The organism is Qipengyuania pacifica (assembly GCF_019857205.1).
GTDB classification, from domain to species: Bacteria; Pseudomonadota; Alphaproteobacteria; order Sphingomonadales; family Sphingomonadaceae; genus Qipengyuania; species Qipengyuania pacifica.
In genome coordinates this window covers 203,344-222,309 of the sequence record NZ_JAHWXO010000002.1, presented here as the reverse complement: position 1 = coordinate 222,309, position 18,966 = coordinate 203,344, and the positions used below count along the sequence as shown (strand labels likewise).

The following is an 18,966-nucleotide window of genomic DNA, read 5'->3' as shown; positions in this document are numbered from 1 at the left end:
ACACCCCTGCGTATATGCGAACCGTCGACAGTTCCACACCATCGATGGCAGAGTGCTAGCCCAACCTACCGAAATTGCGAAATGATTTTGAGATTTTCGGCCCTAGGCGGCGAGCAGGGTGCTCGCGCTGGGACTGTTCTGCAGAAGGTCGATCAGGCCGCGTTCTTCGCGCGTTAACCATCGTGTCGCGCGTGGCAGGCGAAGCTCGTCGCGCCATTCGATCTGATTTTCGAGAACTTCGAACACCGCCGGGTGAATATAACTTTTTCTTGTGACCGCGGGTGTATTGCCCAGATGGTCGGCGACGCATTCGAGCAGTTGCTTCATCGGCAGCTTGCCATCGCCCTCATAAACGCAGGTCAGCGCCCTGACGCTTGCGTGCCAGGTGCGAAAGTTCTTGGCCGTGAAATCCTGCCCCATGGTTTCGCGCAGATAGTCGTTGACGTCACTCGATCCGACCGTGTGCTGGTCGCCATCGTCATCGACATATTTGAACAGATGTTGGCCTGGCAGATCCTGCATTTTGCGCACCATTCGTGCCAGGCTGCCATCGGACAGGGTAACCTCCTGCAGCTTGCCGCCCTTCCCCTTGTAGCGAAGCCGCAAGGTCTTCCCGGTCAGTTCGGCGTGGCGATTACGCAGGGTGGTGGCACCGAAACTCTTGTTGGCCTTTGCATACCCTTCGTTCCCAACCCTGATCGCACCAAGGTCGAGCAGCCTCACGACGCTCGCGATGGCGCGCTCTCTGGTGAGGTTATGCCCGCGCAGATCGCTTTCTACACGCTTTCGGACGAGAGGAAGCAGGCTGCCGAAGGTAACGCAGCTATCGAATTTTTCGCCTTCTCGCGCGGCGCGGAAATCAGGGTGATACCGATATTGTTTGCGGCCTTTGGCATCGATGCCGGTCGCGAGAATATGACCATTCGGCGCGGGGCAGAACCAGGCGTCGACATAAGCCGGCGGAAGGGCAATTGCATTGAGCCTACGCTTTTCTTCTGCATCGCCGATAAGCTTACCTTTGGGATCGTAATAGGCCCATCCCTTCCCCGCACCCTTGCGGGTGATTCCAGGCAGGTCGTCGTCGACATAGATGAGCTTCGTCATGGTGAAGGGAAGAACAGTGGGACGGGCAGTCCGGTTCCCCACCTTGCGGTGAACCGAAGGCTGGCTTAGCCATCGCATCACAGGAGAACACAATGGCTGATCCCACCTATACCCCGCCCGAAGTCTGGGCACCCGACACCGAGAATGGCGGGCGCTTCGCCAGCATCAATCGACCGACGGCGGGTGCCCGGGAAGACAAGGAACTTCCCGTCGGCGAACATGATTTCCAACTTTACTCGCTGGCGACGCCCAACGGCGTGAAGGCTGGCATAATGCTCGAGGAACTGTTGGAAGCGGGTCATTCCGGTGCGGAATACGACGCCTGGACGATAAGCATTTCGGATGGTGATCAGTTCGGATCAGGTTTTGTCGACCTCAACCCCAACTCCAAGATCCCCACGTTGCTCGATCGCAGCGGACCGGAACCGATCCGAGTTTTTGAGAGCGGCGCAATCCTGCTTCATCTCGCTGAGAAATTCGGCGCCTTCCTTCCGGCTGACACCACCCGTGCAGAAGTGCTGAGCTGGCTGTTCTGGCAGGTCGGCAGCGCCCCGTTCATCGGTGGCGGTTTCGGCCACTTCTACGCCTACGCACCCGAAAAGTTCGAATATCCGATCAACCGCTACGCCATGGAAACGAAGCGCCTGTTCGATGTTGCCGACAAGCGGCTGTCCCAAAGCGAATATCTTGGTGGCAAGGACTACACGATCGCCGACATTGCAAGCTGGCCGTGGTTGTCCCCCTTCGTCACTGGCGGCATTTACGGCGAAGCGCGCAAATTCCTTTCGATCCATGAGTACACCCATGTCGAGCGGTGGGTAAAGCAGATCGCCGAGAGGCCAGCCGTGCGCCGTGGGCGTATCGTCAACAAGACCTGGGGTGAAGAAGACGAACAGCTGAGCGAACGGCATTCGTCCAGCGATTTCGAAGGCAAGAATATCTAGGCCGCGGCAAGCGCCGCCGCCTGAGGGCGAAAATGTCCTCTCCTCCAAGTAATCGAGGAGAGGACGTTTGCCCGATATCCAGTCGCGGGTCTGGCACCCTCATCATTTCCACATCCCACCCCTTCCCTTCCGCGCACGACACGCTATAGGGGCGCGCACCTGCTGGGGTGTAGCCAAGTGGTAAGGCATCGGTTTTTGGTACCGACATTCGCAGGTTCGATCCCTGCCACCCCAGCCAGCTCTCTCACCTTCCAGTTGCAGGCACCAGATTGCTTGCTAGGCATCGCGGCAGGTGGAGCGCTTTTATGACCGGACAGGACCCCGAAACTACCCCCGTGATTATCGGTGTTGGCCAGATCAATGATTGGCCCGAGACGCCGGCCGATGGTCTCGATCCAGTGGGTCTAATGACGCGCGCCCTGCGCCGCGCAGATGCAGATGCGGGCGGCGGCGTTTTGGTCGATTGCGATTCCCTTTCCGTGGTTGCCCAACTCGCTTGGCCTCAGCTCAATCCGGTCGACGCGAAGGTTGCGAAGGACCTCGGGATCGACCCGGCTCACCGGATGCAGACCGCACTGCCCAATGGCGACAGCCCCATACTGCTCCTGCACGAGGCCGCAAATCGTATTGGTCGCGGAGAAGCGAAAATCTGTGCGATTGCTGGCGGAGAAGCGTTGCGAACAGCCGGCCATCTCGCCGCTTTGAAGAAGCCGGAGGGGGGCGAAAAACCCAACGCGCTTCGCGATGCGAGCCATCGGGTCCGGCATGGTTATCCGCAGAGCTACGGCCTTGTCGTACCCACGGATGTCTATCCGCTTTACGAAAACGCCGGGCGGGCGTCCTATTGCCAGAGCCTGGCAGAAGGGCAGGCAGAAACCGGTGCGATTTGGGCCATTATGAGCGAGGTGGCTGCGGCGAGTGATGGGGCATGGATACGCAAGCCGGTAAAGGCTGAGGCTGTCGTTGAGCCCAGCGAGAATAATCGGCCCATCGCCTTTCCCTATACGAAGCTCCAGGTGGCCAATTCCTCGGTCAATCAGGGCGCAGCTTTTATCGTAACGTCTCTAGCGGAAGCGCGAAGGCGCGGCATTCCGGATGAGCGGCTCGTCCATATCGGCTATGGTGCGGCTGCACACGAAAGCGGCAACTTCCTTGCTCGCGACCGCTATGACCAATCACCCAGCCTGGCGACCTCGATCGAACGGGCGATGGCGTTGAACGAGATCGGCACGAATGACCTTGCTCATGTAGAACTTTACAGTTGCTTCCCCTGTGTTCCGAAGATGGCACGCAGAGTGCTGGATTGGCCGATCGAAAAACCCGTTACGGTTTTTGGCGGCCTGACGTTCGGTGGAGGACCGATTGGGAACTATATGAGCCATGCTGTGGTCGCCATGGCCGAAAAACTGCGCGGGACCGACGGTCGAGGTTTACTGTTCGCCAATGGTGGATATGCCACCCACAATCACACCATCATGCTGTCGGGCGAGCCAACGGGCGCGCTTTTCCCGCAAGATTTCGATTATCAGACCGAAGCCGACGACAGACGCGGTGAAGTTCCGCCCATCGATGAAGATTATGCGGGGCCCGCCGTCATAGAGACTTACACGGTGCACTATGACCGCGCCGGCTCTCCAAAATCCGGCGTGATCGTGGCACTCACGCCGAATGGATCACGCACCTTGGCCAAGGTTCCTGCCGATGACGGCGAAACCATCGCGTTTCTCACCGATGGCCGATGCGAGCCTGTAGGAACCGGCGGGAAAATCCAACGCGCTTGCGATGGTCTTGCAATCTGGCAGCGCAGCTGATCAGGCGCGTCGCCAATCGCCGGACCTGCCGCCTTCCTTCGCAGTTACGCGGATTTCACCGATGGTCATATCCTTGTCGACCGCTTTCAGCATGTCGAACAATGTGAGGCACGCGACGGATACCGCCGTTAGCGCTTCCATTTCGGCACCGGTCCGTCCCTCTGTTCGCACCGTTGCCGCGACTGCGAAACCCGGCAATGTGTCGTCTGCAGTAATCGTAACATCGACCTGCGAAAGCGGTATCTGATGACACAGGGGGATGAGGTCGGCCGTTCGTTTGGCTGCCATGACACCTGCCAATTCGGCCGTGCCGATGACGTTTCCCTTGGGAACCTTGCTTTCTTTCAGCAAATCGAGCGTGAGCAACTGGCACGTCACAGTCCCGGTTGCTGACGCCTTGCGGGCTGTAACCGGCTTGTCGCCAACATCGACCATTCGTGCGCGCCCATGTTTATCGATATGCGACAGATCGGCCATTCGTTCGCTTTCAGTAAGTGAAATTATCGGAGGGCTTGCAGCAGCTAATTGCGTCCCTGTCGAGGCCTGCCGACATTGACTGCGAGCTTACTGGCGTAACTCCCCTTCGTGGCACGAACGCCTTCCACGCCAACTGAGGATATGCGCTGCCGCCAGCAGCGCGGCACCAATACTCGTCACGAATGGTTCAATGGGAGATGCCTCGATGAGAAGGGCGCTGGCCATAATGGCAAGTCCTGCCATCCCGAGAAGAAACGGCACTTTTCTACCTTCGCAAAGTGCATGACGCCACAGGGCAAAGAACGACAGAGGCAATGCCGCGAGCAGTATCCAGAGATGCACGCTTTCCGGCCAGGACAACCAGTCCGCAAGCGCGGGCAGCCACGCGATGATGAGTGGCAAGGCGAGACAATGAATCAGGCAGAGCGCGGATCCGGCAATCGCCATTCCATCGAGCAGGTTGCGATGTGGAGAATTGCTGAATTGCATCCGGTCTCTTCCTTTGAGGAATGTCTGCAGGGAAAGGAAAGCCGACGCCCGTGATCCAGGCGTCGGCATGCGCGGTCTCGCGCGGACTTACAGGCTCAAACGAGCGGTCAGTTTGAAATTCCGGCCGGGCAGAGGCACGAATTCCTTCGTGAAACTCGTATGGCGCCGACCTTCGACATCGAAGATATTGTCCACTTGCGCGAGGATGGTCAGGTTGTCCGCCCCCTCGAATGGATGCCACGCGACAGAAGCATTTACGAAGGTATACCCATCCGTTGGCGCTTCGTGTTCCGACACGCGGTCCTGTTTATCGAACCATTCCACCTCTGCGCGGACATCGACGTGTTCGAACTGCCCTTCGAGTGCACCGGAAAGGCTCAGGGGCGGAATACGGGGTACCGGAGAACCATCTGCCAGAGTGGCCCTGACATAGTCGCCGCGAACATCCGCAAGCAGCTTGAAGTCATTGGTTTCGAAAACGGGCATGCTCGCCTCGGCTTCTATGCCGAACTGATCCGCATTCTGCTGCAGAAACTGAAACACCTCCAGCCCGTCTTCTTCCGCACCCGTATCGGAAAGAAAAATGAAGTCGTTGAACCAGTTCCTGTAGACGCTCGCACTCAGAAGAGCCGGGCCAAGGTTACCGCGGACGTAGCCTTCCACGCCCCACGAGCGTTCAGTTCCTAGAGTAGGACTGCCGATTTCAAACTGTTGCGTTGCGACGTGTGGACCATCGGCGAATAGTTCTTGCGCGGAAGGCGCACGTTCTGCTCGCGAGAGATTGACCCCTGCTCGCAGATCGCCCGCCGCGCCATCCGTAAGAGTATAGGATGCGCCGATGGCTCCGGAAAACGTATCGAAATCGCGGGATACGCCGATCGAATCCGAAGCGTCGACACCGGTGTGCTCATAGCGAGCACCGAGTTCCACTTCGAACCTGTCGAAATCGAGTTCCTGCACAGTGAACAAAGCAAAACTATCGGTCGTGTTGCTGGGCACGAAAGCTTCTTCGCCGATAGCGGAGAAATTGGTATGCGAGTATTGACCGCCGAGCGAACCCTGAAGGTTTCCACGGCGCGATTGAACAAGCTCCACGCGGCCTTCGACGCCCTCGACATCGAACACGGTTCCTACGTCGTCTCCTTCAAACTCGGTGTGGGTATAATCGCTGTATCCCCACCGAGTCCGCAGCTCGTTGAAGAAGCCGTCGCCAAGATCCAGCACGCCTTTCAGATCGGCGCGGTACCGCTTCATGCCGATTGAAACGGGCCCTTCCTCGCCGTGCGCGTGATCATCATCCTCTTCTTCGTGATCGTGATCATGATCACCTTCATGCACGTGTCCTACGCCTGGCAGGCCCGGTATGCCGTAATTCGTGTCATAGTAATCGAAAGATACGCCAAGGCTGCTGTTGCCCGAGAAATAGGCAAGCCCTGTTCCCAGAGTGTAGGTTTCCGTCCAGCTATTCGGCAAAGTTCCGCGTGCGTTCGCCCCCTCCCGTAGTTCCTCCGCCTCATCCAGATGACCTTCGGCCTCCTCTTCCGCAGCAGATTCCAGGAGTTGGGCGCGAAGGCGATCGGTTGCTACATATCCGGGAATCTCGAGATTATCGGTGTTGCGATACGATCCATCCACATGGAATGCGAGATTGTCACCAACAGGCACGTCGACCGAAAGGCCGCCTTCGCGCCGGTTGCTGACAGTATCGAAGCCGGCCATTGCGTCGACATGTACGGGCTCATCCGGGACGCGTGGCGGAATTCGCTTTGTGATGACGTTCACAGCGCCGCCGATCGCCTGGCTTCCATAAAGCAGCACTGCAGGCCCGCGAAGTACCTCGATGCGTTCGGCGATCAGGGGCTCCACGGTAACGGCGTGGTCATCGGATGTACTCGAAGCGTCGATGGCACCGATGCCGTCTGTCAGAACTCGGACGCGCTCACCGCCGAAACCTCTGAGTACGGGACGCGAAACACCAGGCGCAAAACCGCTCGCCGACACACCTGGAAGCTTGGCCAGAACCTCACCTAATTGCCCGTTCTGGTTGCGCTGAAGCTCCATTCCATCGACGACGGAGGTGCCTGCCAGAACATCTAAGCGATCAAGACCCGGTGCTGTAACTACGATCACGTTATGAAAATCGTCTCCACCCCTTTCGGTGGACGTCCTCGTCGGAGCTTCCGGCTCTTGCTGATCGGAAGATGAGGCTTCTTGGGCTATGGCCGCATAGGGGATGAGAGCGGCGGCCGCGGCGCAGGTCAGTAAAGTAAAACGCATTCAAATAACTCCGATAAAGATAAGGACCGACAAACGACGCGGCTGCAGCCAAAAGCGGGCGCGCAGCGCGAATAGCCGGTTATTTTACATGGAGTTACTGAGGAGGGGCACGCCCCAACCACCCGACAGGCGGAGTAGGCAAACGAAACTCGCCAATCGGCAGCCAGCGCGACCAATGCTCTTTCGTTTCCACTGCAGAGAACAGTATTGCAGGGGGCAGTAGATAGAGGCCCGACTGTCCTGTCTCCCGGCAAATCGCACAGCTATCCTGGCCGGCGTATCGGCTGTCGTCGTCCCGTTCTTTTTGTATCGGCGCGACAATTGTACCTTGCGTGTGCGCGGTGACTTGGACGGTTTCATGGAAATGGGTTTGGACAATGAAACTCTGCGCTAATACGAAAAGCGCGAGCAACGCACACCAAAGGTGAGATAGCGAGCGGCGTCCACCGCGCGCTAAGCCTCGACTTTTAGCGTGACAATATATCATGCCGCGCCCTTAGCTGATCCGATTGCTTATGCAAAGGGCTTGTGAGCAAAGGAGTCCCGGCCTGCGATAAGGCTGTTGTGCTGTATATGTAAGCAGGGCATTGCGCGGGAAATTGGTCAGGATCTTGAAGGGCCGGCAGGTTACAGCTTCGAGCAAGGTGAGAATATGAAGATTGCAATGGTGGGCTCGGGTTATGTGGGCCTAGTTTCAGGAGCATGTTTTGCCGATTTCGGTCACGACGTGGTTTGCATCGATAAGGACCAGTCGAAGATCGATCGTCTGAATGACGGTATCATGCCGATTTATGAGCCGGGTCTCGCCGATCTAGTGACATCGAACGCAAGGGCTGGCCGACTGACATTCACTGCGAGTCTGGCCGAAGGGATCAAGGGCGCCAACGCCATCTTCATCGCTGTCGGTACTCCTAGTCGGCGCGGCGATGGTCATGCGGACCTTTCCTTCGTCTACGCTGTGGCCGAGGAGATTGGCGAGCATCTGGCTGGCGACGCCGTGGTCGTGACCAAATCCACCGTACCCGTCGGCACCGGGGACGAGGTTGAGCGGATTCTCAAGAACAGCGGGACACCGCATCGCATCGCGGTAGTTTCCAACCCTGAGTTCCTGCGCGAGGGCGCCGCAATTGGCGATTTCAAACGCCCCGACCGTATCGTGATTGGTGCTGAAGACGATTTCGGGCGCGAAATCATGAGTGAAGTCTACCGCCCCTTGTTCCTTAATGAATCGCCGATCCTTTTCACGGGGCGCCGCACGAGCGAACTCATCAAATATGCTGCGAATGCATTCCTTGCCACCAAGATCACTTTCATCAACGAAATGGCAGATTTGTGCGAGAAAGTTGGCGCGAATGTGCAAGACGTGAGCCGTGGCATCGGAATGGATAATCGCATCGGTTCGAAATTCCTCCACGCTGGCCCCGGCTATGGAGGATCATGTTTCCCGAAAGATACGCTCGCCCTGCTCAAGACGGCGGAGGATTACGACAGCCCCACCCGGATCGTTGAGTCGGTGGTGAAGGCAAACGAGAGCCGCAAGCGCGCGATGGGCCGCAAGGTGCTCGACGCGATTGGCGGGTTGAACGATGCGCGTGGGAAAAAGGTCGCTCTCCTGGGGCTGACCTTCAAACCGAACACCGATGACATGCGGGATTCGCCAGCGATCGCGGTTGCGCAGACCCTCACCGACGCGGGCGTGCATGTGGCAGCATATGACCCGGAAGGCATGGAACAGGCCAAACCGCTGATGCCAGAGGTGGAAATGGTCGCAGACCCGTATGCCGCCATTGCAGACGCCGATGCCATCGCAATAGTTACCGAATGGGATGCATTCCGCGCGCTCGATCTGAAGCGCGTCATGGATTTGGCGAAATCGCCGGTGATGGTCGACTTACGCAACATCTACAGGCCGGCAGATATGCGCGACAGGGGATTTGCCTACACCAGCATCGGCCGCGGTTGATCACCGGCTAATGAAAATCGCGGCTGTTGGGCAGGATGCGGACGTTGCGGGGATGCGAAGGCCGCGGCGCACGCAACGCTCGTCTTGCTTGGTGAGATGCACTATCGGTATTCCCCGGACCGGGTGATATCTCGACCTTGCGCTTTGCCGCACTCATGGTTCGCAAGGGCCGATTGACTTCGTCGGCTCGCGACATCTGGGGTGCGATCAGGTCATCACTCAATTCGGTTAATCGCCAGGTCGCATCGTCTATATGCGATACAATGACGTGGAGCACCTCGTCGTCCATCTCGACCCTGCCGGTAACCTCCATCAGTCGCGCACTCATTATGACCTTGCGATATCGCTCCATCACATCCGGCCACACCACGAGGTTCACAACCCCCGTCTCATCCTCCAAGGTGATGAAACACACCCCTTTGGCGCTGCCGGGGCGTTGGCGGATCAGCACGACACCGGCCACCTTCACCCGGCTACGGAAATTTTTCCGACGCAGGTCCGCATTTGCGGTAACCCCGCGATCATGCATCCCGTTGCGTAAAAATTGCATGGGATGCGCTTTCAGGCTCAGTCTGGCGGTCTGATAATCGGCCACGACATGTTCGGATAATGGCATCAGCGGCAACATATGATGCGTGATTTCTGCCCCTTCGTCCCGAACAGCGGTCGCAGTGAACAAAGGCAGATCGTCTACCGATTTGAGTGCGCGCGCATCCCACAACGCCTGTCGCCGGTCGAGCCCCATGGAGCGAAACGCGTCCGCGGCAGCAAGCCTTTCGATAACACTGGGCGAAAGCTTCGTACGCTCCCGCAGTTCGACAACACTATCGTACGGACCTCCTGCATCGCGTGCAGCAACCAGCCGCGCGGCCGATACCTCCGTCAGTCCGTCGATCTGGCGAAACCCCAGCCGCATGGGTGGCTGAGATTTACCTTCCCACTGCTCGAGCGTGTTGTCCCAGTGGCTTTCATTGACATCGACTGCGTGTACTTCCACGCCATGCTCTTGCGCATCGCGTACGATTTGCGCGGGGGCATAAAAACCCATCGGCTGTGAATTGAGCAATGCACAGGCAAACGCGGCCGGATAATGGCATTTCATCCAGCTTGAAATGTAGACGAGATGGGCAAAACTGGCCGCATGGCTTTCCGGAAACCCATATTCTCCAAAACCGCGTATCTGGTTGAAGCAGCGTTCTGAAAAGTCCGGGTCATAGCCCCGCGCGATCATCCGACCGACCATCTTGTCCTGCAATTCATCAACCATGCCGCGGCTGCGGAAGGTCGCCATCGCCTTGCGAAGCTGATTTGCCTCGGTGCTGGAAAATTTTGCGGCATCAAGTGCAATTTTCATCGCTTGCTCTTGGAAAATCGGCACACCCAAAGTGCGATCGAGGATCGATGAGAGTTCATTCGGCGGGCCATGAAGGGGGGATGGCCTTGGAATGACCACGGCTTCGTCCTTCCGCCGCCGTTTGAGATAGGGATGTACCATATCCCCTTGGATCGGGCCGGGACGTACGATCGCCACCTGAATGACGAGATCATAGAACTGGCGCGGCTTCAACCGCGGCAACATGTTCATCTGCGCCCGGCTTTCCACCTGGAAGACGCCTAGGCTGTCCCCCTTCACCAGCATGTCGTAAACACGGGCATCTTCGCGCGGGACGGTCGCCAGCGTCAGATCACGATCATGGTGATCGCGCAGCAGGTCGAAACCCTTTTGCAGACAGGTCAGCATCCCCAGCGCCAGAACGTCGATCTTCAGAATGCCCAAGGCTTCTATGTCGTCCTTGTCCCATTCGATAAAACTGCGATCCGGCATGGCACCATTGCCGATTGGCACGGTTTCGACCAGCGGGCCCTGAGTGAGGATGAAACCGCCTACGTGCTGCGAGAGATGGCGCGGCATGCCAATCATCTGCTCAGTCAGTTTCAGCACACGGCGTAAGTGCGGATCACGCATATCGAGCCCGGCTTCTTGCGCATGCTTTTCTGCAATTTCTCGCCCATAGCTGCCCCAGACGGTCCGCGCGAGCACGCTCGTGGTATCTTCGGACAGTCCCATAACCTTACCGACTTCGCGAATGGCCATACGCGGACGGTAATGAATTACTGTTGCGCACAGCCCGGCGCGGTGACGACCGTAGCGATCATAAATATGCTGGATGACCTCTTCGCGCCGTTCGTGTTCGAAATCGACGTCTATGTCCGGTGGCTCCTTGCGCTCTTCGGAGATGAAGCGGTCGAACAGCAATTCGTGCTCGTCCGGGTCGACAGCCGTAATGCCAAGACAGTAGCAGACGGCGGAGTTTGCCGCGCTGCCGCGTCCCTGACACAGGATCGGCGGATCCCGGGTCCGCGCAAAATCGACGATGTCCCTGATGGTCAGGAAGTAGCGTGCGATGCCGAGCCTACGGATCAAATCGAGCTCATAATCGATCAGGCGTGTTACCTTGACCGGAACACCACGAGGGTAACGGGCCTGTGCACCCTGCCGGGCCAGTTCGGCAAGATACGCATCCGGCGAACGGCCCTTGGGGATCGGCTCGTCCGGGTATTCATAACATAGTTCCTCAAGGTCGAACGTGCTCGCATCGGCCACGTCACGCGCCGCGGCAATGGCATGGGGCCATTCGGCAAACAGGTGGACCATTTCTTCCGGCGGTTTGAGGTGACGTTCCGCATTTGCCTCAAGCAAAAGGCCCGCACCATCGATCGTCGTCTTTTCGCGGATGCAGGTCATCACATCCTGCAAGGGCCGCCGGTCGCGGGCGTGATAGTGCACGTCATTGGTGGCAAGGATGGTGAGGCCGGTGCTTCGCGCCAGCGTATCGAGCTGGTTGATACGCGCAATGTCGTCGCCGGAGTAGAGATAGGCGGCGGCAAGATGCCGGAGTGTCGGCAGCTGTACGGCAAGCTTGCGCAATTCAGCCATAAACCGCTCGTCGAGAACGTCCGGGGGGATGAGGATCAGCTGTATGCCTTCTGCGTGGTCGGCCAGCATTGCGAGATCGATGTGCGTCTCGCCCTTGTCCTGCCATTTCCCTTCCAGAGTCCGCATCTTGCCCCTGGACAGCAGTGAGGTAAGCCGTCCGTAGGCGGCGCGGTCGGTCGGATAGGCGAGAAAATGCCAGCCCTCGACAGTCACGATCCGGCATCCGATTACCGGACGCATCCGGGCCGTCTTGGCTTCGGTATGAATGCGCACCACCCCCGCCAGCGTATTGCGATCGGCGATGCCAATGGCATCGTACCCTTGCGCGAATGCGGTCAGGACCAGATCCACCGCATCGGACGCGCCGCGCAGAAACGAGAAGCAGCTGGTGATCCCCAGCTCGACGAATTGCGCGCGGGGGTTGCCGACGAATTCCTTGTCGGAAAATCGGGCAAGCGTTCGGCGATCAGGGGTGAGCGGCTGATCGGGCATCAGGCGAAAAATCCATGCAGATACCAGTCGGGCGGCCCGCCTCGCCCGTCACCGATCAGGCCATTGCGATAGATCCAGTAACGGCGCCCGGCCTCGTCCTCGATCCGGTAATAATCACGCAATCGCGCATTCGCCCGCTGTCTCCACCACTCGGGTGCTATCCGCTCCGGCCCTTCCGCCTTTACAATAACGTGCAGCCCGCCGCGCCAGCGAAAGCGCCGAGGCAGACCTTCGGGAGTGGCATAGATGACACTGATCGGCTCGGCACGGGCCAGCAGCTTGAGCGGGCGCTGGTTGAAACCGAGATCATATTGCACTGCGGCGCTCGTTTTGCCGGGCGCTGCCACTCGCTGTGAGCGTTCGGGCCAATGGCTGCTACGCGGAACAAATTGTGCCACCCTGTCCCTGCCCAAGCGCGTAACCAGCCTGTCGATCAGAACCGGTAGCGCCGTGCCGCTGGTGTCGAGCTTGTCGAGCGTATCCTGTGCGCCATCCAGCGGCTCGGTCCATATTGCAGTCAACCTGATCTGATCGATGCCGAACCCGGCTTCAACGTCGTCCAGCCGTTGTACGAACAGACGAATGATATGATCGGGATCGCGTGACGGCGAAGCCAGTTCGAGCGTTCGGTACATATCTTCGCCATCCACCCGCCACAGACGCAGCGACAGTCTGCGCACGCCATGTTTGGCCTGTTCCAGGATACGCATGAGGTCATGCGTAATATCGCCCACGATATGCTGCAGCGGCTCGAGGTGAAGGATCGGCTCGGCAAGTCGGCGCTCTGCCCCGAATGGTGGGTGCTCGATAAGCGGGACGAGCGGCTCGTGCTTACGCCCCAGCACCTGATCGAGCCTGACCAGGGGATTGGCTTCGGCGGAACGACGATTGCGGAAGCGCCGGACGAGACTTTCACGCGGAACTTCCATCAAGTCGCCAACGGTTTTCAGCCCGAGCCGGGCCAGCAACAGTCTGGTTTCCGAATTGAGCCGCAGGGCAGCAACAGGCAGAGGCGCAAGCGCTTCAGGCAGATCGTCCGGCATGGTGATGGCCGAACGATTCTCGGCATAGTGGGAAAGCGCCCAGGCGGCTCCGCTATTGGGCGCACAGGCGATACGGCATTGATAACCTTGCCTCAGAAAAAACGTTTCGATCCTCGTCAGCATCGGACCGTCGCCACCAAACAGATGTGCACTGCCCGAACTATCAAGCAATATGCCATCGTAACCGTCCACCATGCTCCAGGGCCCCCAGCGCTGCGTTGCAAGCGCCAGCTTTCCCAACGTGCGCTGGTTGCCTTCGTGATCGAATGGAATGGCCACCAGTTCGGGGGCCAGCATTCGCGCATCGGCCAAGCGCATGCCGGACTGCGCACCAGCAGCCATGGCCATCCGGCTGACGGCATCGATGACGGGACCATGTGCCGTGTCGCTCACCAGCACGATGGGCTGTCGCAGATCGTCTTCCTCACCCTGTTGCGCGGTAATCCGGCTCCACCGGTCGATCGCGAAGGTCGGGAACCACAAGGAGACTATGATCCGGTTCATGCGAGCCCACGCCATGTTCGAGCCAAAACTGCCCAGGCCTCAGGCCGCGTCCGCGAAACAATTCGGCGCGCACGCGCGGCACACCGGGTGCCATACTGTTCCAGCGGTGCAATGCCGAAGGCGCAGCGGTAACCCGCCAGCGCAACCGGGCAGCGGAAAGATTCGCAAAGCCTTCCCGGCGCAACAGGTAAAGCATCACGCCATTGCGTTCCGCCGCCAGCACGAGCCGACGGATGGCCGTGAAATCGAGCACCTTGGGATCGCCCACGATCTCGCCGATGACGAAGGACAGCTCGCCGCATCTTACGCCTTCTTCCATTGCCCATAAGGCATCGGCCGCACTGCCTGCCTCGACATGAATGAAGCCGCTGCGCAACGGTGGCGGCAGGCCATGAAGAAACGGGCGCCCCGAAGATCGGGTGCTGCGCGCATCCTGAACCCACAGCCACCGCCAGCCTTCGCCGCCAGCAGCACAATGTTTCTGAGCGAAAGCAAGTGCCAGCGCGTCACCGGCGACATCGTCCATGCTGCCGAAGATTTCCCACATGGAATGCGGAAGCTGCAGATCAGGGGACCATTCGTCTGCGCCATTCCCCAGGGCAACGGGAAGTTCCGAAGCACGCAGAGCGTCCACTCTCCCAGCCAGAGGAGTGTTTTGAGGCGGTGAGATATTCTGAGCATGTGACATCAAGTGGATACGAATCGGCCTAACCAATGTTCCACTTATGTTCTCACCGATCCATCATTCGATCAAGAGCGATATTCCAGATGTGAGCTGTCGATTGCCTTGGCCCGACATCCCGAACAAGACGCCAGCCACAGAGCTCATAAACAGGGATTTATCGATCATAAGGCATGGACCGTTGCGAAAAAGACGGACCCAGGTGCCTCACCCCATTACACGCGTTTTATCAGCGGGATAGTAGGCAGGTTTCGAAAAGATTCACGGTAGAAATCCGCTCAATCGCGAGCGTGCATTACTGATTTTTCGCCCCGGCCAGATTGCCCACTTTTTGCGCCCCAGCATCGCTCGTCACCAGTATTTCGCCGTTCGAAACGACAATAGTGACATTCTCCAGCCCAACGACCGATACGCGCGGGCCGTCGCTCTCCACCATCACATTGCGGCAATCAATCAATTCCGCCGAGCTCGGCGCGACATTCCCATTGCCGTCGGTTGCGCAGGCTTCACGCAGCGCCACCCAGTTGCCGATGTCCGACCACCCCATATCAACCGGCACCACCGCGGCCCTGTCGGTATTCTCCATCACTGCATAGTCGATGCTTTCGCCGCTGACCTTGGAAAACGCCTCCGCATCCGGATGAAAGTGACCGCCTTCGTCGCGGCCACTGAGAACCGCCTGCTCGACCAAGGCGGAAATTTGCGGTCGATGCGACGCCAGTTCTTCGATAAATTTCCCTGCGACGAACGCGAACAAACCCCCATTCCAGCGGTAATCGCCTTGCGCGAGAAAAGACCTGGCTGTCGCGAGGTCCGGCTTTTCCACGAACCGTTCTACACGGTAGGAACGATCACCAAGCCGTGCGCCGCATTTGATATATCCAAATCCGGTTTCCGGCTTCCTCGCCTCGATACCGAAAGCGACGAGCCAGCCATCGCTCGCCAGCGACGCTGCGCTCGTGGCCGCATCGGTAAACGCCTGTAAATCGGCAATGTGATGATCGCTCGGGCAAACGAGCATTATGGCGTCTTTCGGCAGCCGATATGCCGCCAGCGCGATCGCTGCTGCAGTATTCTTCGCTTCCGGTTCGACGATGATCGAAGTGCCGGGGCCGGACTGCGCTTCTACATGCTCGACGTGTTCTGCCCCCGTAACCACGATCGGGCGGGCAAACACCTCGGGATCGGCACAGCGATGAAGTGTCGCTTCGAAAAGCGTTCTCTCGCCGACAAGCGGCAGGAAGGGCTTCGGCATCGCCTTCCGGCTTCGCGGCCAGAGCCGAGTGCCGCTTCCGCCACATAGAATTACCGGAACAATAGTCATGCGTCGCCTAGTTAGATCTGATCATTCAGGTGATTGGAAGTGCCCGCAAACCCTATGCTGCGATGGTTACTATCGAGTTTAGAAACCGTCAGGGCAAGGCTCTGAGCATGCAGACAATGTCCAGCCAAAGCATTTTTATCGCCTGGTCCCACGCCAGATCGGTTGCACATGGAGCAAGCCCGGCCTTCTCCGCGCCAGCGGCCAAAGTCTATCCTGCCCCCTCCCTTGCCCTCGCCCCGCGCTCTGCTATGGCGCGCGCAACCTCAATTCGAACGAACAGGATACCCATGGCCAAGATCAAGGTTGCGAACCCGATCGTCGAGCTCGACGGCGACGAAATGACGAAAATCATCTGGCAGTGGATCCGCGAACGGCTGATCCTGCCTTACCTCGACGTCGATCTGAAATATTACGATCTCTCCATCGAAAAGCGTGACGAGACGGAAGACCAGATCACGGTCGACGCCGCCAACGCCATCAAGGAACACGGCGTGGGCGTGAAATGCGCCACCATCACACCGGACGAGGCACGCGTCGAAGAATTCAGCCTCAAGAAGATGTGGGTCAGCCCGAACGGCACGATCCGCAACATTCTGGGCGGCGTGGTCTTCCGCGAACCCATCGTGATCGACAATGTCCCGCGCCTGGTGCCGGGCTGGACCGACCCGATCGTTGTCGGTCGTCACGCATTCGGCGACCAGTATCGCGCCAAGGACACGCTGATCCCCGGCGCCGGCAAACTGCGCCTGGTTTTCGAAGGCGAGAATGGCGAGAACATCGACCTCGACGTTTATGAATTCCAGAGTTCGGGCGTCGCCATGGCGATGTACAACCTCGACGACAGCATCCGCGACTTCGCGCGTGCCTGCATGAACTATGGCCTTGATCGCAAATGGCCGGTGTACCTGTCGACCAAGAACACGATCCTCAAGAAATACGACGGCCGCTTCAAGGACCTGTTCCAGGAAGTGTTCGACAATGAATTCAAGGACAAGTTCGCTGAAGCGAAGATCACGTACGAGCACCGCCTGATCGACGACATGGTCGCATCGGCACTCAAGTGGAGCGGCAAGTTCGTCTGGGCCTGCAAGAACTACGACGGCGACGTACAGTCGGACGTGGTCGCGCAGGGCTTCGGCTCGCTCGGCCTGATGACGTCGGTCCTGATGACGCCCGATGGCAAGACGGTGGAAGCGGAAGCTGCCCACGGCACCGTTACCCGTCACTATCGCCAGCACGAGCAGGGCAAGGCGACATCAACCAACCCGATCGCCAGCATCTTCGCCTGGACGCGCGGCCTTATCTATCGCGGTCGTTTCGACAATACGCCGGACGTCGTGAAGTTCGCGGAAACGCTGGAACGTGTCTGCATCAAGACTGTCGAAAGCGGCAAGATGACCAAGGATCTTGCGCTTCTTATCGGTCCGGACCAGAGCTGGATGACCACCGAACAGTTCTTCGAAGCGATTGTCGAGAACCTCGAGAAGGAAATGGCGAATTGGGGCTAGGTCCCCACCGCAACTGAGTATTTGAAGAGCCCTCGTCCTTCGGGACGGGGGTTTTTCGTATCAGCTCGCATTTTCCGCCGCGCATGGCGCTGTCAGGCGTTCACGCCGGAAACCGTAACCGATGAGACGCGCAGGCAGGCGTCGCAAGCGGCTGAACCGATCGGCAATCCTTAGCGGCAAGGGCGCTTCGCGGGGCTTGCCGTCCTGACTTTTCAGGATTGGTTCGATTACCACCTCGTGCGCCAGTTTCTGCACGCCCTGAACGACGCGTACTGGCAGTTCGCGCCTCGCCTGGACCTTGCTCAGAAGGTGATCGATATCGCGATCCGCGGCTAGCGGTGCGGCCAGAACATTGGCCGCGCAGACCGCGTCTTGAATGGCCAGATTGATGCCCACGCCGCCGACCGGGCTCATTGTGTGCGCCGCATCGCCAATTGCCAGCAACCCCGGCAGATACCACTTTTCCAGCCGATCAAGCGACACGCTGAGCAATTTGACCTGGTCCCAATCCGACAATGCGCGTTCCAGATCGGGCAGATCCGGCGCCGCGGCGGCGACCAGCGCGCGCAAGTCCGCAATTGGCTGTGCCATCATGCGCGCCGCTTGCCCCTTGGCGATGACGAAGGCGCATTGCCAGTAATCGCCGCGTTCGAACAGAACGAGCATGTGGCCGCCCTTTATCTGTCCGCGCAGCCGGCTGCCGGAACCGCTCTTGGGCACCTTGAACCACAGGACATCGATCGGCGCGCCCAGATCATGCAGGGACAGGAGACCCTTGCGACGAACCAGCGAGGATCGGCCGTCTGCCATCACGACAAGCCTTCGAGCATGAAATTCCTCGCCAGCCGCGGTAACGACACCCGTGAAACGCCGCCCTTCCTGCACAAGCTGGGTAACCTCCTCGCACATCGCGAGATGAAAGCCGGAAAAAGCTCGTGCCTTATCGCGCAGGAAGTCGAGCAGGTCCCATTGCGGCATCATGGCGATGAAAGGAGCCGGCGTGCGTAGATGGGAGAAATCGGCCAGACTGTACGTCCGGTCTTCCCAAGTGAATTCAGCACTATCGACCCGGTTGTGCGGGAGACGCAAGAATTCATCCAGCCAGCCGAGCTGATCGAGGATCTCCATCGTCGTAGGATGTACCGTGTCGCCCCTGAAATCGCGGAAGAAATCGGCATGCTTCTCCAGCACCAGAACGTCGACACCGGCCCGGGCCAGCAGCAGGCCCGCCATCATCCCCGCCGGCCCTCCCCCGACAACGACCACGTCATGTTTCACCATTCCGTCTGTCTCTCTTTTACAATCGCCCACGATCCGCATCCTTCCCGGACCCTAGGGCGGCCAGCGACCCTCGAGCGAGGACTGTTGCCGTAGCGCGCTGCGCGCCGTATCGCCAACCACGAAATCGGC

At 58.9% G+C, this 18,966-nt stretch carries 14 protein-coding genes and 1 tRNA gene; 5 read left to right on the top strand and 10 right to left on the bottom strand.

What is annotated here, in order from left to right; translation table 11 throughout:
• Nucleotides 1–102: 102 nt before the first annotated feature.
• On the bottom strand, nucleotides 103–1,104 hold the full coding sequence (locus tag KYK83_RS04155) for a DNA topoisomerase IB (RefSeq protein ID WP_222827292.1): 1,002 nt from the start codon (nucleotides 1,102–1,104) through the stop codon (nucleotides 103–105).
• A 92-nt stretch (nucleotides 1,105–1,196) separates the two neighbouring features.
• Between KYK83_RS04155 and yghU the strand changes: the two genes are divergently transcribed.
• The 3 genes from yghU to KYK83_RS04140 all read left to right on the top strand — a co-directional run bounded on the left by yghU (nucleotide 1,197) and on the right by KYK83_RS04140 (nucleotide 3,859).
• On the top strand, nucleotides 1,197–2,048 hold the full coding sequence (gene yghU / locus KYK83_RS04150; RefSeq protein WP_222827291.1) for a glutathione-dependent disulfide-bond oxidoreductase: 852 nt from the start codon (nucleotides 1,197–1,199) through the stop codon (nucleotides 2,046–2,048).
• 163 nt (nucleotides 2,049–2,211) lie between these two features.
• Nucleotides 2,212–2,286: transfer RNA gene (locus KYK83_RS04145), tRNA-Gln, on the top strand.
• 67 nt (nucleotides 2,287–2,353) lie between these two features.
• A complete protein-coding gene (locus KYK83_RS04140; RefSeq protein WP_222827290.1) occupies nucleotides 2,354–3,859 on the top strand; it encodes an acetyl-CoA acetyltransferase in 1,506 nt (501 codons plus the stop codon).
• Here the strand turns inward: KYK83_RS04140 and moaC are convergent, their stop codons facing one another.
• The 4 genes from moaC to KYK83_RS17655 all read right to left on the bottom strand — a co-directional run bounded on the left by moaC (nucleotide 3,860) and on the right by KYK83_RS17655 (nucleotide 7,589).
• Complete coding sequence (moaC, locus tag KYK83_RS04135) at nucleotides 3,860–4,336, bottom strand: cyclic pyranopterin monophosphate synthase MoaC (protein WP_222827289.1); 477 nt, start codon at nucleotides 4,334–4,336, stop codon at nucleotides 3,860–3,862. It lies immediately after the preceding gene.
• Between the two features lie 87 nt (nucleotides 4,337–4,423).
• On the bottom strand, nucleotides 4,424–4,825 hold the full coding sequence (locus KYK83_RS04130) for a MerC domain-containing protein (protein WP_222827288.1): 402 nt from the start codon (nucleotides 4,823–4,825) through the stop codon (nucleotides 4,424–4,426).
• A gap of 87 nt (nucleotides 4,826–4,912) precedes the next feature.
• Nucleotides 4,913–7,102, bottom strand: a complete 2,190-nt coding sequence (locus KYK83_RS04125) for a TonB-dependent receptor (protein ID WP_222827287.1) — start codon at nucleotides 7,100–7,102, stop codon at nucleotides 4,913–4,915.
• A gap of 94 nt (nucleotides 7,103–7,196) precedes the next feature.
• Entirely contained in the window at nucleotides 7,197–7,589 is a 393-nt protein-coding gene (locus tag KYK83_RS17655) for a DUF2946 family protein (protein ID WP_488153864.1), read from the bottom strand.
• A 165-nt stretch (nucleotides 7,590–7,754) separates the two neighbouring features.
• Between KYK83_RS17655 and KYK83_RS04120 the strand changes: the two genes are divergently transcribed.
• On the top strand, nucleotides 7,755–9,065 hold the full coding sequence (locus KYK83_RS04120; protein ID WP_222827286.1) for a UDP-glucose dehydrogenase family protein: 1,311 nt from the start codon (nucleotides 7,755–7,757) through the stop codon (nucleotides 9,063–9,065).
• 7 nt (nucleotides 9,066–9,072) lie between these two features.
• On the opposite strand, the gene KYK83_RS04115 is transcribed toward KYK83_RS04120, so the two are convergent.
• The 4 genes from KYK83_RS04115 to KYK83_RS04100 form a co-directional block, all read right to left on the bottom strand.
• Entirely contained in the window at nucleotides 9,073–12,495 is a 3,423-nt protein-coding gene (locus tag KYK83_RS04115) for an error-prone DNA polymerase (protein WP_222827285.1), read from the bottom strand.
• Nucleotides 12,495–14,042, bottom strand: a complete 1,548-nt coding sequence (locus KYK83_RS04110; RefSeq protein WP_222827284.1) for a DUF6504 family protein — start codon at nucleotides 14,040–14,042, stop codon at nucleotides 12,495–12,497. The genes KYK83_RS04115 and KYK83_RS04110 overlap by 1 nt, the downstream gene beginning before the upstream one ends.
• The gene (locus tag KYK83_RS04105) at nucleotides 13,963–14,676 is read right to left on the bottom strand and encodes an ImuA family protein (protein WP_222827283.1); all 714 of its coding nucleotides are present in this window, start codon (nucleotides 14,674–14,676) and stop codon (nucleotides 13,963–13,965) included. The genes KYK83_RS04110 and KYK83_RS04105 overlap by 80 nt, the downstream gene beginning before the upstream one ends.
• Before the next feature lie 343 nt (nucleotides 14,677–15,019).
• Nucleotides 15,020–16,048, bottom strand: coding sequence for a mannose-1-phosphate guanylyltransferase (locus KYK83_RS04100; protein ID WP_222827282.1), 1,029 nt, complete (start codon nucleotides 16,046–16,048; stop codon nucleotides 15,020–15,022).
• 287 nt (nucleotides 16,049–16,335) lie between these two features.
• Between KYK83_RS04100 and KYK83_RS04095 the strand changes: the two genes are divergently transcribed.
• Nucleotides 16,336–17,556 carry an NADP-dependent isocitrate dehydrogenase gene (locus KYK83_RS04095; RefSeq protein WP_103023265.1) on the top strand — a complete coding sequence of 407 codons (1,221 nt, stop codon included), beginning with the start codon at nucleotides 16,336–16,338 and terminating at the stop codon, nucleotides 17,554–17,556.
• A 60-nt stretch (nucleotides 17,557–17,616) separates the two neighbouring features.
• On the opposite strand, the gene KYK83_RS04090 is transcribed toward KYK83_RS04095, so the two are convergent.
• Entirely contained in the window at nucleotides 17,617–18,837 is a 1,221-nt protein-coding gene (locus KYK83_RS04090; RefSeq protein WP_222827281.1) for an FAD-dependent oxidoreductase, read from the bottom strand.
• Nucleotides 18,838–18,966 lie beyond the last annotated feature (129 nt).

What these genes read in the sequence shown, in the direction of transcription:
- KYK83_RS04155 (WP_222827292.1), bottom strand. Translation starts at nt 1,104, where the DNA reads ATGACGAAGCTCATCTATGTCGACGACGACCTGCCTGGAATCACCCGC.
- yghU (WP_222827291.1), top strand. Translation starts at nt 1,197, where the DNA reads ATGGCTGATCCCACCTATACCCCGCCCGAAGTCTGGGCACCCGACACC.
- KYK83_RS04130 (WP_222827288.1), bottom strand. Translation starts at nt 4,825, where the DNA reads ATGCAATTCAGCAATTCTCCACATCGCAACCTGCTCGATGGAATGGCG.
- KYK83_RS04095 (WP_103023265.1), top strand. Translation starts at nt 16,336, where the DNA reads ATGGCCAAGATCAAGGTTGCGAACCCGATCGTCGAGCTCGACGGCGAC.
- KYK83_RS17655 (WP_488153864.1), bottom strand. Translation starts at nt 7,589, where the DNA reads ATGATATATTGTCACGCTAAAAGTCGAGGCTTAGCGCGCGGTGGACGC.
- KYK83_RS04110 (WP_222827284.1), bottom strand. Translation starts at nt 14,042, where the DNA reads ATGAACCGGATCATAGTCTCCTTGTGGTTCCCGACCTTCGCGATCGAC.
- KYK83_RS04115 (WP_222827285.1), bottom strand. Translation starts at nt 12,495, where the DNA reads ATGCCCGATCAGCCGCTCACCCCTGATCGCCGAACGCTTGCCCGATTT.
- KYK83_RS04100 (WP_222827282.1), bottom strand. Translation starts at nt 16,048, where the DNA reads ATGACTATTGTTCCGGTAATTCTATGTGGCGGAAGCGGCACTCGGCTC.
- KYK83_RS04140 (WP_222827290.1), top strand. Translation starts at nt 2,354, where the DNA reads ATGACCGGACAGGACCCCGAAACTACCCCCGTGATTATCGGTGTTGGC.
- moaC (WP_222827289.1), bottom strand. Translation starts at nt 4,336, where the DNA reads ATGGCCGATCTGTCGCATATCGATAAACATGGGCGCGCACGAATGGTC.
- KYK83_RS04125 (WP_222827287.1), bottom strand. Translation starts at nt 7,102, where the DNA reads ATGCGTTTTACTTTACTGACCTGCGCCGCGGCCGCCGCTCTCATCCCC.
- KYK83_RS04090 (WP_222827281.1), bottom strand. Translation starts at nt 18,837, where the DNA reads ATGGTGAAACATGACGTGGTCGTTGTCGGGGGAGGGCCGGCGGGGATG.
- KYK83_RS04120 (WP_222827286.1), top strand. Translation starts at nt 7,755, where the DNA reads ATGAAGATTGCAATGGTGGGCTCGGGTTATGTGGGCCTAGTTTCAGGA.